11 protein-coding genes are annotated in these 14,613 nt (G+C 47.1%); 1 reads left to right on the plus strand and 10 read right to left on the minus strand.

All coding sequences use genetic code 11. The annotated features are described in order from the left end of the window. The first annotated feature begins 4 nt into the window (after nt 1-4). The gene (locus BMW79_RS10695) at nt 5-796 is read left to right on the plus strand and encodes a hypothetical protein (RefSeq protein WP_089894343.1); all 792 of its coding nucleotides are present in this window, start codon (nt 5-7) and stop codon (nt 794-796) included. Between the two features lie 77 nt (nt 797-873). Here BMW79_RS10695 and BMW79_RS10700 read toward each other — a convergent pair whose 3' ends face one another. The 10 genes from BMW79_RS10700 to BMW79_RS10745 all read right to left on the minus strand — a co-directional run bounded on the left by BMW79_RS10700 (nt 874) and on the right by BMW79_RS10745 (nt 14,597). Continuing rightward, the gene (locus BMW79_RS10700) at nt 874-1,656 is read right to left on the minus strand and encodes a hypothetical protein (protein ID WP_089894346.1); all 783 of its coding nucleotides are present in this window, start codon (nt 1,654-1,656) and stop codon (nt 874-876) included. Between the two features lie 11 nt (nt 1,657-1,667). Further along, entirely contained in the window at nt 1,668-2,456 is a 789-nt protein-coding gene (locus BMW79_RS10705) for a hypothetical protein (RefSeq protein WP_089894348.1), read from the minus strand. Between the two features lie 20 nt (nt 2,457-2,476). After that, nucleotides 2,477-5,911, minus strand: a complete 3,435-nt coding sequence (locus tag BMW79_RS10710; protein ID WP_089894351.1) for a TonB-dependent receptor — start codon at nt 5,909-5,911, stop codon at nt 2,477-2,479. Between the two features lie 165 nt (nt 5,912-6,076). Next, nucleotides 6,077-7,027, minus strand: a complete 951-nt coding sequence (locus BMW79_RS10715) for a FecR family protein (protein ID WP_089894354.1) — start codon at nt 7,025-7,027, stop codon at nt 6,077-6,079. Nucleotides 7,028-7,124: 97 nt separating this feature from the next. Beyond that, on the minus strand, nt 7,125-7,703 hold the full coding sequence (locus tag BMW79_RS10720; protein WP_089894357.1) for an RNA polymerase sigma factor: 579 nt from the start codon (nt 7,701-7,703) through the stop codon (nt 7,125-7,127). A gap of 364 nt (nt 7,704-8,067) precedes the next feature. Continuing rightward, nucleotides 8,068-10,134 carry a redoxin domain-containing protein gene (locus tag BMW79_RS10725; RefSeq protein WP_089894360.1) on the minus strand — a complete coding sequence of 689 codons (2,067 nt, stop codon included), beginning with the start codon at nt 10,132-10,134 and terminating at the stop codon, nt 8,068-8,070. A gap of 9 nt (nt 10,135-10,143) precedes the next feature. Continuing rightward, nucleotides 10,144-11,202, minus strand: coding sequence for a TlpA disulfide reductase family protein (locus BMW79_RS10730; protein WP_218150300.1), 1,059 nt, complete (start codon nt 11,200-11,202; stop codon nt 10,144-10,146). 15 nt (nt 11,203-11,217) lie between these two features. Continuing rightward, nucleotides 11,218-11,883, minus strand: a complete 666-nt coding sequence (locus BMW79_RS10735) for a DUF4369 domain-containing protein (RefSeq protein ID WP_089894364.1) — start codon at nt 11,881-11,883, stop codon at nt 11,218-11,220. Nucleotides 11,884-11,895: 12 nt separating this feature from the next. Then, nucleotides 11,896-12,966, minus strand: a complete 1,071-nt coding sequence (locus BMW79_RS10740) for a TlpA disulfide reductase family protein (protein WP_089894367.1) — start codon at nt 12,964-12,966, stop codon at nt 11,896-11,898. A gap of 95 nt (nt 12,967-13,061) precedes the next feature. Continuing rightward, a complete protein-coding gene (locus tag BMW79_RS10745) occupies nt 13,062-14,597 on the minus strand; it encodes a PKD-like family lipoprotein (RefSeq protein ID WP_089894371.1) in 1,536 nt (511 codons plus the stop codon). Nucleotides 14,598-14,613 lie beyond the last annotated feature (16 nt).

Consider the following 14,613-nt stretch of genomic DNA (forward strand, 5'->3'; position numbering starts at 1 on the left):
TGACATGAAAAAACTTATCATATTCATACTGGGCATGTCGCTGTTTGTGATGGGCTGCAACAAGAAAGAACTGGCCCTTCCTTCACCCGCAGTGATCAAGCTCACGTTGCAGGGATATTCACTCGGTGATACCCTTGAAGCATTGAAAGGTAAAGAAGTAATAGCGACATTAAGAGCCAATAGTTCCTTTTCAACGATTGCACTGATAACGATCAATGATGATCAACAAAAAATTGATGTGCGGAAAAAAGGAGCAACCGATATACTTGGTTCTTTTGAAGTAGGCAGAACGCCTTTTTCGCAAACAAAGAGAATATTTTTCGATGGAAAAACAGTGCAGGATAAAATGGAAGTAACACCTGTTACCAATCCTGCCAACACGGGTTTCCGGATAAAGTTCCAGACCGACTTTCCCTATTTTTATGGTGGTGCGGTCGACTTTATCGTCTGGCAGCAATCCGTTGACATGAATACTTATGAGTATACTTTTACAAAGATGCAGGAAATAAAAAACGTTGGTAGCGCTTTTAGCGGGTTTATAGAATTGCCGGGGCTTGTCAGCACTGATCAGATCTGGAATACCTATGTATTTAAAGTATTCAAAACAGGTACTACCGAACTGCCCTATACGGACGAAGCAGACGTTTCAGGTATACAGGTGCCGGAATATAATTTCGGAATCATGGATAACATGAAAGCGGGAGAGAGTAAATTATTCCTGGTACGGCCTTACTATACGGGTAATGCAGTAGGAGAAAGCTACGAAGTAGAAGACATTTCCTACTTCTTCCGTTAAGATATACCAGCCTGAGAAACCCGCCTGATGCGTACTAAAGCAAGAAAGCCACCTTCTGGTGGCTTTCTTGCTGCTGATTAACGGACCCTGTCTGGATGGAAAAACATCCTGGCATAATCCAGCTGGAAAATTCCCGGAGTGATGAAGTAAGGCTGCACAAATCCCTTTTCTCCCGCCAATGGAAGTCCCATTCCTTTTACACTTATCCTGCTTTTATTTTCATTGTCTTCAAACGCCCACTGATCTGTGGTGCCTGCCTTGGTAAAACAAAGACTGCTGCCATCGTCCAGCAGGTTCTTATCGCCAAAATCGTTACCGGCTAGGTAGTTAGTATATATCCAGCTGCCGGGTTTTACATTTTTAGCCAGGTATACTTTATATTCCTGGCCACTGGTGTTGTCCAGTCTGTAAAGAAAAATATCTACCGGCGTTTCGTTGTCGCTGTAATGAATATAAAAACCCAGTTTGTTGGTGGCCGTATCCGCCGGTGGGGGCGTTATCTCCATTACTTTGTCATGGATATACAGGAAATTGATCGCGGCCTTTGTGCCATTGTCGGGTAATGGTTTGGTGAAGATGACTTTTTTAGAGACCGTATCCGTTACGGTGACTATTTTTTGTGCCAGGTTTCCCGGATACGCATATACGGCACTCATTTCAAATTTGGAGACAGGCGTAAGGACCCTGTTGCCTTTGTACGCAGTGGTATCTATGGTAATGAGCAGTGCGTTTTCGGATCCGTTGTAGCCATTCACCACTACGTGCATTGCCTTGCGTGCATCCAGGTTATCTTTGTTGCAGGCCGCGAATACCAGCGGCAGGAACAACAACAGGGATACTATTTTTTTATAATTCCTCATTTCGTTCGTGTTTAAAGTTCTAATTGTTTCTGAAAGCTCATGGTGTTGTCGACAGGCACCTCTTCGAAAATGTATACTTTGGCAGACTTTACAGATGCGGCAGGTTTGGGGGCAGTAGTAGAAGTAGGATGCCAGGTGTATTCGGTGCCCGTGGTGTAAAATTCGTTGGTACCTGCTTTGTACACATACACCAGGAAAAGTACGGCAGTAGGTTGCCCGTTATACACCTGCCCGCTGGTCGCAAACGTAGAAATGGATACAGGCGCAGAAAATTCATTCGGTTTTACATTTTTAATCCGCGTGATCTCTTCAAAAACTTTTGGTGTGAAATAATATTTACCCAATACAATATCCACCGGTTCAGCGTATTGGGTAACGGTAGGTCTGAACATATAGGATATCTTTATTTTGCCTTCTTCCAATGGCGGTACTTCGGGCATTTTGCTGACCTGTCCGTTGAAATAAAAGAATTCAATAGTGGCAGGACTATCTTCTTTTTTCAGTTCTTTGTTCAGGATTATTTTCCCGGTGGCTATTTCTTTAATGCTCAGTGTTAATGCCTTTTGGCCTGCCGGCAGTATACATCCCCGGGTTTCGTCAAACTTCCCGGGAGGGGTTTGGATAACAGGCATAGTATCTAACCGTACTTCCAGTGTTTCGTCGCTGCCGTTGTAACCTTTTACTGTTACTGCCAGCATTTTATCTTCATAAAGAAAGCCGGGCTCCTTTTTGCTGCAAGCCGGCAATGTTAGCAGGCATATTCCTGTAAGCGCTAAGAAGAGTATATGGATTGTTTTCATTTGATTGTTATTAGGAAGCATTAAAAGGTATAAGCAGCGGTTAAACTGAAGGAGGCGCCCACTTTGCGGACAAAGGTTTCTTTGTCGCCAATCCTTTGTTTTGTTTTTCCGTCGGGAGATGTTTCTAAATAGCCTGCCTCATATTTTTGTGAGAAGCCATATTTCCATTCATAGATCTCTGACCATTCATTGGCGTTGATAGCCGATCCTGCCATACCCCGCCATTTGTCCAGCAGCTTGTAGGTATCTTTACTATTGGTGTAAAAGCGATACGGATTGTTCATCAGGTTGCTCATATTGAATCTTACATTCAGCTTCTTATTCTTCAGGAAGGAATAGCTGACTTGTGCATCCAGCTGGTTACGCGGACGCTCATACTCCACGAGATCTGGTTCCATACCGGTGGCGAAGGTTTTATAGCCCATATGGTTATAGGCCACGTTGGCGCCAAGGCGGTTGCCATTGTATTGCAGTCCGAGGTTATACAATACAGGTACCTGGCCATACAGCGGACGATTTTCTTTCAGTAATTTTTTGGTACGGTAAGAGTAGGTGTTGCCGTACATATCGGTACTCATTGTTTTTCCTTCAAACTGGGCCGATTGTACAATGGAATTTTGCAGGGTGAGGTTACCGCTGAAATATATTTTATCAAGGAATTTCCAGCCCGGGTAAATGAAGCCTAAGCTTTTACGCAGATCAGCTTCCCAGCCATGTACCTTCGCCCATTCGGAGTTGCTGGTGGTAAGGTATACACGCATACTGGCATCCGTCCAGTTACGATACAATTCTACCGGCTTATCGAAGTACTTATAGAAGTAACCGAAAGACAGCACTTCGCCGGCTTTGGGGTACCATTCGAGGCGAAAGTCGTAGTGATCAATCACGGTAGACAATACCCCTTCATTCCGGCGGTAACCGGCAATGGCAGGATCGTAACGGATCATCATCGAATTTTCAATCAATGCAGGGCGAACTACTGACTGTGAGTACGCTGCACGGATATTAAAGTTTTCAAACGGTGTGGCGGTGAGGTTGGCGGAGGGCAGGTAGCGCCAGGTTTTTTCCTCTGTTTCCGCATCTGCCGTGGCAGTTACAATCTTCCCGGATACCGGGTCTACATATTTTGTTTTCTCTCCCTGTTCAATCAGCTTGTCGATGCCCAGATCATTTGCACTGTTTTTTAATTTTTCGTACTTAAAGTATTCCGCCCTTACACCCCATACGAGCCGGAGCCATTTTGCCAGGCGATTATCGAGCATCGCATAAAAGGCCTGGTTCGTATTCTTCCCTTCATACCCGTTCCTGGAAAAAGCGGCAGGGTAGTACAGGAGATCTTTCATAGGATCTTTGAAACCGAGGAACTGTCCCCATTCCTGTACCGGCACAAACGGGTACACATTGTTACTCGATTGCACATTACCGATAGGCAGAATGATCCAGTCGTACGTACCATGACGCTCCATATACTGATATCCTGCTTTAACAGTTTGATTTTGTCCTGCTATTTTCAGGTGATAACTGAGCGCTGCTTCTGCTATCTTATTGGTTTCGCGGTAATAGAATTGTGCCCTGTTAAAGGTACCATAGCCGGGATTGGTGAGCGCGGTTGGCTTCACGTTGTAGATGGTTCCGTTCAGGGTTTTATAAGGATACAGCCAGGCTTCTACCGCATCCAGTTCATTGTTGGTAAGGTTGTTCCGGGCCAGGTTCCAGTCGAACTTAAATGCACCGAAAGTATGCTCGCCATTGATACGGTTTTGCAGCATATCAATAAACTTGGGGCGGTCATATTCCCGTATTTCGGGCAATTCACCACCAATTTCATTTCCCCAGCCTACAATACGCGAAAACTGGTTGTTAAAAACACGGGAGTAGAAATTACGCAAGGTAATTTTGTGGTTCCTGGAACTCCAGCCTGCGTTGAGCAATGCGCCCCAGGAGGTCACGAAGTTATACTGGTTAGAGAAGGTAGGTTGTATCTCTTCTCCTGTAACAGCGTCGTAGCCGGTATTCCCTAGTTTTTCCCAGTTGCCTCTTTCAAAACGGGGGATGTCATCGATGGATTGCTCGTTGCGATAACTCAGCGATCCTACAAAACCGAAGCGGCTGTTTTTGATATTGTAATTGCGCCCGAGGCTGAACTGGTAGTTTTGTCCGGGAGCTGCTTTATAGGTCCTGGTGCCGAGGCGTTCAAAGCCACCGATCCTTTTGTTCTGTTCTGCTATCATGGCCGGTGTGATAGGCGTTATACCGGGGGTAGGCAGCGCATTGGGATCTGTTAGTTTATAATTATCGTTGGTGAAAGTCATCAGGTCTTTAGGGAAATGATTTCTGCCGCCATCATCAAAACCCAGGTAATCATTTTTGCCACGGGCATATCCCAGGAAATCTTTACCGGTGCTGCCTGAAATATATTTTGTGCCGATGCTGATGGTGGTGAAATTTTCATTGGGGATGGCAAATGTATTCACCTGTACCAGTCCTCCACCAAAACCAAAGCTCATATCGGGAGTAGCGGTTTTAGATACGATTACATTATCTATCAGGTTGCTGGGAATAATATCGAACTCAAAATCGCGTACCTGTACATCTGTGCTTGGTAGCACGGCGCCATCCATCATGGCCACATTGTAGCGTTCTGCGATGCCCCGCACTACTACGCGGCGGTTGTCGACTGTACTTACCCCGGAGATACGTTTCAACGTTTCGCCAACGTTCTTGTCGGGCAGCGCGGAGATCTGTTCCCGGCTGATGCCGTTGGAAATACCAGCTTCATTTTTCTGTCGCGTGTATAATGCCGCAGTAGTTTCTTTGCTGGCGGTAGAAGTGATCACAACACCGGTTAAAGTGCCTTTCTGGCGCTTCATGGTCACATTCAGCGGGAAGGCCTGTCCGTCTTTTATGTCGATATCTGTCACCAGTTTGCTGGCGTACCCGATAGAGCTGATCTGGGCCTGGTATTTTCCCGGTGATAAGGGAATGCTGAAAAAGCCATCCGCTTTACTGGTAGTACCCAGTTTACCGATACGGATGGTGACATCCGGTAGCGGCTCGCCCGTTTCATCGTCAATGATTTTGCCGGTGATGCGCCCGGAGCCGGTTTCAACGTCTGTATCGCCAGCCGCATTTGCCGGCGCAGGTTTGAGTATAATGGCGCCCTCACTGATGCTGTAAGAGATGCCAGCTGTTTTGCGTAATGTTTCCAGCACTTCTTTTATGGAAGGCGTGGTATGAGGGAAGTGCAGGGTTTTCTCCAGGCGTTCACTGACTTCTTTTCCGTAGGTAAACTGAACGGGTTCAATTTTTTCTATTAAGGCAAGTACGGCTTTCCCCTTGATGTCTTTTTGGGGAAGCTGGATAGATGTTGATATCACCTGTGCAGAAAGCGTGCTTCCGGCAAGTAATATCATACTGAATAAAAAATAGGTGATACTGCGTATCCTTTTTTGCATAATTTTACAAATTAAATGTTACAGACTTCTTATTGGGACTGTGCGTTTAGCAATGCTGCAGCGGTGTGAGATACCGGCGTAGCATCATCCGGTCTGGCACACAGACCGGTTTTTTTTTGCTTTCATTACTGGTTTCAGCTCATTCGGGTATAGGTATTAGCGTTGTTAAAAAATGATGATCCTGTTATTTTCTGTTTTATATTGAAATCCGAGGGTGGCCGACAAGAGGGAGAGTGTTTCCGCAAATGATTTGTTTTTGATCCGGATGGTGACGGTTTCTTTTTTCCACCTGGTTCCCGTAACAGCGATAGGCACGTTATACCATGCGGAAACAGATTGCAGTACTTCTTCCAGTGGTGATTGGTTGAATACCATGCCGTTGTTCCACCATTCGCAGAGCATCGCTGCGTTTACGTCATCTACTGTAAAATTGTTTTGCTGCCTGTTGTACCGGAGGCGTTTGCCGGGAATCAGATCGGCGAGTGGGCGGCCGTTGTATTGTACGCCTACTTTACCGGTGCGTACAATCACGGAGGTATACGCACTATCCTGCGCCGTTACTTCAAATGAAGTACCGAGTACCTGTGTGCGCAACTGACCGGCTTGCACAAAGAAAGGCCGGGTGGGATCCGGTTTTACTTCAAAGAAAACTTTACCGCTCAGGGTAATGTTCCTTTTGTGGCTGTTGAAATCGGGAGGAATGGTTACGCTGGAACCCGGGAACAGATACACCATACTGCTGTCCGGCAACATGGCCGTTTTGTGCGAGCCTGCCATTGCGGTAATGGTTTGCGACGGGCCGATCTGTTTCTTCAGGAACGTATTATTCAGCCAGAGGGCGCTGGCAAGGATCACTACAATGGCGGCTGCATACCTGACCCAGGTACGATACGGGAACAGGGACGGCGTTTTCGTTGTTGCTTTGTCCGACCAGTCTGTGTGCCGGGTAAACGATTGCCACAGTGCCGCCTGCACCTCCTGCTTGTCGGGGTCGCTCAGCGAGCGGTCATCTTCCGGCCTGGCCTGCAGCCATTTTTCTATCAATCTTTTTTCTGATTCGGTGGCCCTGTCCTGCAGGTACCGGTCTATCATTTCCCTGATGATGGTGATGTTCATATAAACAGGAACATTTCAGCGTTCTGACTATATGCCCCGGAAATGAAGATTTTAACTATCCGGGGAATGTTACCAAATTATTACCAAAAGATAGCGGCTAGTTGCCATGCAGGAATATAGCGAGGAGAATGGCTTCTTTCAGATGTTTCCTGAGTTTCTGGTAGCTGGTGTTCAGTTGATTGCGGACGGTTTGTTCGGAGATATTCAGCAACCGTGCGATCTCTTTTACGGAAAGATTTTTTTCCTGGCGCAGCCGATATACCTGTTGCATCTTTTCGGGTAACCTCGTTATTTCCATCTCCGCCAAAGCCTGTAACTCCCGTAAATGCAGGGGTTCCATATAGCTGATCAATTCCGGCAGGATGTTTTGTTCATATTCCTGGCTACGGCCGGCATTTTTGGCGGCCCGCGAAAAATGGGTCAGCACTTCGTATTGTACGGCGGTATGAAGATAAGCAGCAACAGTAGTTTCAATGGTTAACCTGGTGCGCCTGGCCCATAGGTTGATCAGCACTTCCTGTACCACATCTTTTGCATCTGCATCCGATTTTAAACGGTTGGCCGCATAAACGTACAGCCTTTCCCAGTACCTGTCGAAAAGTGCTTTGAAAGCAGGACCGTTATCCTGCTTCACCTGGAGCCATAAATCTGCGTCGGTAAGTTCGTTGAATGCCATGGTGTACAGAAAGTACGGTTACTGCCGGCAAAAGTATAGGGCTTTATGGCAAATAATAAACTTTTGAGTGGGAACGGAAGTCGTGAGAGAGTGGCAGCATCGCCGGAATCCGGCTATGGAGCTGCCTGGAGAGTGGAATGTTATCTTAATATTAATCTCTGAAAGGGTAGTCGGTAACTACACCGGTTGCTAACACGATATTCACCTGTAGATAACAGCTATTTTATAGGGATGGGTTATGTGGCGGGGAACTATATTTTAGATAGGGCTTAACTAGGGCTGGGCTCTCAGAAATGATCCCCTATAGAAAGCCGCTTCATCAATTATGAAGCGGCTTTCCTTCAACAAACAGCTGCTGGTGTTATTATTTAAAAAAGTTGCCGAGTTGTTTATCCAGGTCGTCTCCTCTCAGGTCCATAGCCACAATTTTGCCATCGGGGCCGATCAGGAAATTGCGCGGAATGGAATGAATACCATATTTCACCGCTACTTCATCGTTGAAACCCTGGAGGTTCGATACCTGTGTCCATTCCAGCTGATCATGTTTTACGGCTTCCAGCCATTTGTCACGGGAGCCGTCGAGGGAGATGCTGAGGATATTCAGCCCTTTGTCTTTGTACTTGTGATAGGCAGCCGTAACGTTTGGATTTTCTGCGCGGCAGGGATGACACCAGCTGGCCCAGAAATCAATCAGCACATATTTGCCTTTGTAGTCAGACAAACGCACGATTTTATCATTCAGGTCGTGCTGGGAGAAGTCGGGTGCCTTGTTACCGATTACGGTTGCTTTACGGCCGTCCAGGAGCAACTTCAGGTTGTGTACTTTCTCATATTTTTTCAGATCAGCGCTGAGTAGCTGGTACACGCTGTCTGCCTCTTCCGTGCTCATATCTCCGGCGCGGATCACGCGTTCTTCCAGCAAGGCAAAGCTATACCAGGAAGCGGGATGTTTCGCAATAAAGGAGATGTACAGTTCTTTCTCGGGCACCTCATGTTTTCTGCGGAGTGCTTCAAAGGCAGTGGCATCGTTTTGTACGGGGGAACCGCCCACCTCCAGGTCAGAGAACCTGGGGCTATGTGTAATGGTGGTGGTTTGCCCGGCAACGATGTAGCATTGTGCCAATCCTTTGAAACGTCCCTGCCGGTTGGGGAGCCTTCTGTCTTCCAGCGTAATCACTGTCCGGATCGCACCGTCTTTCATCGTACCGCTGAAGTGATAGGTATTGTTGATAATTTCGGCGCTGTCGCGTTGTCCCTGGTCATTATCTTCATACGACAGGTAAATTTTCCCGGTTACTGCGGTATCTGAAACGATCCTGCCGTTGATGGTAAATTTGCCGTCTGTCTTTGGCACCACACCGGGAATCAGTTCCGCCAGTTTTTGTGCCAGTTGCTCCCCGCGAAGGTTCATGGCAATGATTTTACCGGTAGGGTCCAGCAGGAAGTTGGCAGGCACGGAGTTGACATGATACAGCAAAGCAGAAGTACCATTCCACCATTTCAGTTCAGATACCTGTGGCCAGGTCATGTTATACTCTTTGATCCTTTTTAACCAGAGTGCTTTGGAATCGGGTCTGTCGAGCGAGATACTCACAATATCGAAACGATTATTTTTATAGGTATCATATGCTTTTACCAGGTGGGGAATTTCTGCGATGCAGGGTACACACCAGGTGGCCCAGAAATCTACCAGTACATATTTCCCTTTGAACGAGGAGAGGGAAACGTTTTTTCCTTCGGTATCAGGAATGGTAAAGTTGGGTGCCTGGTTGCCTATCTGCAGGGTGTTCATGCCTTTGATGCGGTTCTGCAATTCCAGACCGATGGCGGATTTTTGCAGGGCGGGAGATAGTTGCTTCAACAGTTGTTCGGCCTTTACGGCGTCTTTGCCGCGTATGGCGTATTCATTCAATGCATCCAGGCTAACGGCGCTATTGCGGTGTGTTTTGGCAAATTGCGCCACTACGGCAATTTTTTTCTCCATCACCAGTGGCGAGAACTGATAGTTGGCATCTCCTTTACGATCTGAGTGAAGGGTATCCAGGAAATGATAGAATAACTGGTTGTACGCTTCCAGATCGTTATTCAGCGGGGTGCCTGCCACATGAAACTTTTGGGTTGCCGGGTCATATTTTATGTTAATCGTACCAGGCTCCAGGTAAAAAAGATAGGAGTGTTGCTGCTGTCCCAGTTTAATTAGCAACTGGCCCTTTTGTCTTTCTGCATCTACGGTGCCCTTCAGTGTAATCTGTCCGTTGTTGGCGAATGCCGTATCCCGGCGGGCACCTTTGCTCAGGGTAAAATGGATCAGTTCCGCTTTTTCTGCGGATTCATTTCCACAGGCAATTTTAACGGTAAAAGGTTTTTCTGCCTGTGCCATCAGTTGTATGGGCGCCAGCGCCGTGATGGCGATGAGAATATGTTTTAACATGTTGCTGTTTTAATGAGTGGTGGTAACAGGTTGTACAAGTCGCGCCAGGTCCCAGAAAGCATTGAGGCCCCTGATATTGACGGCAATGACTTTACCCTGCGGATCGAGCAGGAAGTTGGAGGGAATAGAAGCTACGCCCCAGTCTTTCACTGTCTGGCTATCAAATCCTTTCAGATCGGATACCTGTGTCCAGGTAAGACCATCTTTCTGAATGGCTGCCAGCCACGCTTTCTGAGAGGCGGGTATATCCAGGGAGATACCGAGAATTTCAAAGCCACGGTCTTTCAGTTTGCGGTACGCAGCGGAGAGATTCGGGCTTTCTGCGCGGCAGGGAGCGCACCAGCTGGCCCAGAAATCTACCAGTACATATTTTCCCCGGTAGGATGACAGGGAGATGGATTTGCCGGTAGTATCCTGCATGATGAAATCCGGTGCTGTTTGCCCGATGCCTACATTGGCGGCGCCATGCAATAATGTACCCAGTTGTTGTACTTCTTCGTATTTGGTCAATGAAGGGGCGAGTGTTTTATACAGGCTGTCGGACAGGATGCCACCGAGTGTTTTGGCACGGTCTTTCAGTAACAGGTAACTCAGCCATGATGCGGGATGCGACAGAATTGTTCTTTTTACGGCGCCGTCGATGTCGTTGTTGGCGCTTACATCTGCCTTTACTGCTTCCATTTCGGCCTGCATATGCGAGCCGGTTACTTTCCCTTTGGAGAAAGGCAGGGGGTGGGTAATGGTGACGTGGGACGGTTCCAGGAAGAAACCCATGCTGCGGTCTTTCCAATCGGTAGAGCCACTTTTTATCAATTGCTCCAATGGAATATCATACCATTCTACATAGGCTTGTAAGCCGGGTTGTTCCATGGTTCCTTCGAAGTGATACCTGTTGTTGACCAGTTTTACACTGTCTTTTTTGATGCCTTTGCCGATGATGTATACGGTTCCTTTCAGCACGGAATCAGTTGCTATTGTTCCATCCAGTGTATATGTCATCTGCTGGCTGTAACCCTGTATAGAAAAGCCGATAGACAGCAGGGTGGGTAAGATGATTTTATAGTTCATGGTTTGTTTTTTATTTTATTTGCCGGAAGAGTCGGGTGATGGCATACCGTCGATGATGGTTTTAACCTGTATGCCCTGTTTACTTTTTTGTGCAGCGTTATCCATCAGGTTGTAGACAGCCAGTAGTGCTGGCGGGTTTTTGTATACACGTGCTACGTTGACCATCTGGTCAATACCAATCACGCTATGAGGATGCTTTTCCATATATTTCCTGATTACATGGAGTATGGTGGGCTGTGCATCCGGGTGGTAGATGGTGAGTGCTGCTGTTGGTTTCCGGTTTGCGTTCAGGGTGTCCAGCGCGGCGTTTTCCATCTTCACAAATTCCTGTAGTTCTTTGTTGAGTGGTGTACCTGCACGCTGGTCTTTCACTTTATCGCCCATTATATCCAGTTGGATATTGCCGGGTTCCAGGTAGAACAGCAGGGAGTAATCGCGGGGCTGGGCAAATACGATCACCTGGGCCATGATCCGTTCATCGAAGGCCGTGCCGCTGAAAGTGAAGTGACCGTTTTTTACGAAACCGGTATCTTTTTTTACCTGGTTGTCGGGGCCAATATAGTTGAATAGTACGCCGCAGTTTTCGGCCTGGGTGGTATTACCTGACAGGGTAAATTTTTTGCCCTGTGCCATCAGTGTCATGGGAAATAAGCCCAGTAACACGATCCAGTTTTTTTTCATCTGATGGGTGCTTTAAAGTATTTTAGATAGTTGTTGTTGCAGTGCTTCTCCCCGTAGATTGGAGGCGATGATCGTTCCATCTGGTCCGATGAGGAAATTTGCGGGAACGGAAGAGATGTTATACAGCAGGGCTGCTTTACTGTTCCACCATTTCAGATCGCTTACCTGTGGCCAGGTAAGTTGATCCCTGCTGATTACTTTCAGCCACAATGCTTTTGAATCGGGGCGATCCAGTGATACGCCGATGATTTCAAAATTTTTATCGTGGAATTTTTCATAGGCTGTTTTCAGGTTGGGCATTTCTGCCATGCAAGGGCCGCACCAGGTAGCCCAGAAATCGACCAGTACATATTTACCTTTGAAGTCGGAGAGGGAAACCATTTTGCCATTGGTGTCCGGCAAACGGAATGCCGGTGCAGGATTGCCTACAGTAGCGGTTTGCATGCCTTTCATCCGGTCGGCAATCTGCTGGCCTGTGGAAGATGATCTGAGTTTTGCCGATAAGAGGGAATATACGGAGTCGATAGATGCCGGCTTTTTATTGTGTACAGCATATTCATCCAGTGCGTCGAGTGCTACTGCACTACCCGGATGTTGTTTCGCAAAGCGGCGGATGACTTCCAGTCGCCGGTCTTCCATCACTATCTGTCCTGGTTCCTGCCCCGGCATATGCGCTCCGATCAGGCTGTTGAACACTTGGTTATAGCTGTTCAGATCGCGGTTCAGCGGGGTGCCGGATAGCGTGTAACCGTTACCAATCGTATCTTTTGTAATGATGATATTACCGGGTTCGAGATAGAAGATGACATTGGCCATCATATTGTTAGTGGCATCATAGGTGATGAGCTGCGCTTTTTGTCGTTCGTTGTTCACCTGGCCGCTGAAAGTCATTACCCCGTTTTTTGCATACAGGGAGTCCTTGTTTTGCCCGGCCGAGAGGCTATACCTGACGAGTAATGCCCGGTCTGTTTTATTGCCCATACCGGCCCGCAGGGTAAACGGTTTATCCTGTGCGTGGAGTGCCGAAAGGCCGAAGCAGCAGATGGCAAAGGCGCGCAATGTTTTTGTTGTGTGAAGTATCATAACAGGTTATTTTAAAGAATTAGTTTGTGAAAAGGCATGGCAATGGCGATATGGCCATAGCCATGCACTTTAGCTCATCTGTATATGGATATTGTTTATCTGTCCCTGTAGCCTACACTCACAATTTTACCAAAGCCTGTCCAGGAGTTGGTTTTAACCAGTGGTGCATTAATATCAGAGATGGTGAATAATTCAAGTTTTCCGTTACTGTCTTTCGCACCGGCAGGGTCATAGGAACCTACCAGCAATGATTTACTCCAGGTGATATAATTGGGTTTTCCATAGCGGGAGGAAATATGCGGGAAGGAGAGGTGGGTGATCAGGCTGTTGCCATAATCTGCCATCAGGATGCTCTTCTTCAGGTACATATCATATTCATACAATTTACCGCCCACACTGTAGAAGATGTAATTATGATCCGGGCTGGCGGCGAAGTTCGTAGCCTGGCCGATATCTGTTGCTGTCATCTCCTGGTAATAAGTCTGCGCCTGCCGCATCAGGAAGTTAAGCAGGTATACCTTTTGGGTGGCCGGGTCTTTCAATACCGCATAGGTATTAGGTTTAATACCTGCTTCCGCATAGTAGATACATTCCATATACAGCAGATCCAGGCCTGTCGGATAACCCAGTGCGGGGATGGCATCTGTTACAGTAACGGCGGATGGATTGGACACGGTCACAAATGTTTTCTTATCCATATTGTACAACAGGGAACTGGTACCATCGGTGGCTACATAGGGCGACACCCGGAAAGGCGTACCGGCTGTTTCGTATACATTTACCGGTGAATAACGGAAAGCATAACCGGCATTGGTAGAATAGCTATACATGTTTTTATCGGGTCCGTACATGTAGATCAGGTAGCTGTAAGCGCCGGTGGTGATGCCTGTTAACCTTGTAGCCACGAGGTTGGACGGAATATTTCCTACTACCAGGTAGCGGATATTGTAGGTATTATTCCAGGCAAATGTTTCCTGGTTCACGCGATTGGTGCCAGCAGCATTCAACACGAAAATACCGTAGTTCTGTGCCGCCACATTGGAGCCCACGTATGGCATACAGAGCACCTGGTAAGGCGTACCGTTCATGGGTACAGTGGAATTAACCCTGTTGAACACATCTGTATACTGGTTAAAAGTATTGGTCTTTTTTACGTAAGATAACATGTCCATCCGCGACTGGTTATTCACGTCACTCAATACCATGAAGCCTTCATATACTTCGGTGGAAACGGTAAGCGTGGTTTTCATGTGTACCATTACCCCGGTTTTTTTGTCGGTCACTTTATACATCAGCACATAGTTGCCGGGTGGCATGGTCACTTTCGCTGCCAGGTTCCGGGTGGTTGCCAGCAGGGAATCGTCGATGGTAGATACAGAGGAACTTTTGTGGTAACTCCACAGGTACGTATAAGCATCCTCTGCGGTTACGTTCTGCGTTGATCTGATATCAGGTGTTACCTTCAGGGTGTCATTGAAGAATACCGTATAGCCGTTTGCGGTATCAATATTTCCCAGCTGCACATTGTTGATATCGTGATAGCTATAGTTGCCGATATCCTTGTAGCAGGAGGATAAGAACAGGATAATGATGGCCAGGATCCCTGTATATTTAAATAGTTTGTTTGTCATAATGAACCATTTGGAA

The organism is Chitinophaga arvensicola (assembly GCF_900110835.1).
Classification (GTDB): Bacteria; Bacteroidota; Bacteroidia; order Chitinophagales; family Chitinophagaceae; genus Chitinophaga; species Chitinophaga arvensicola.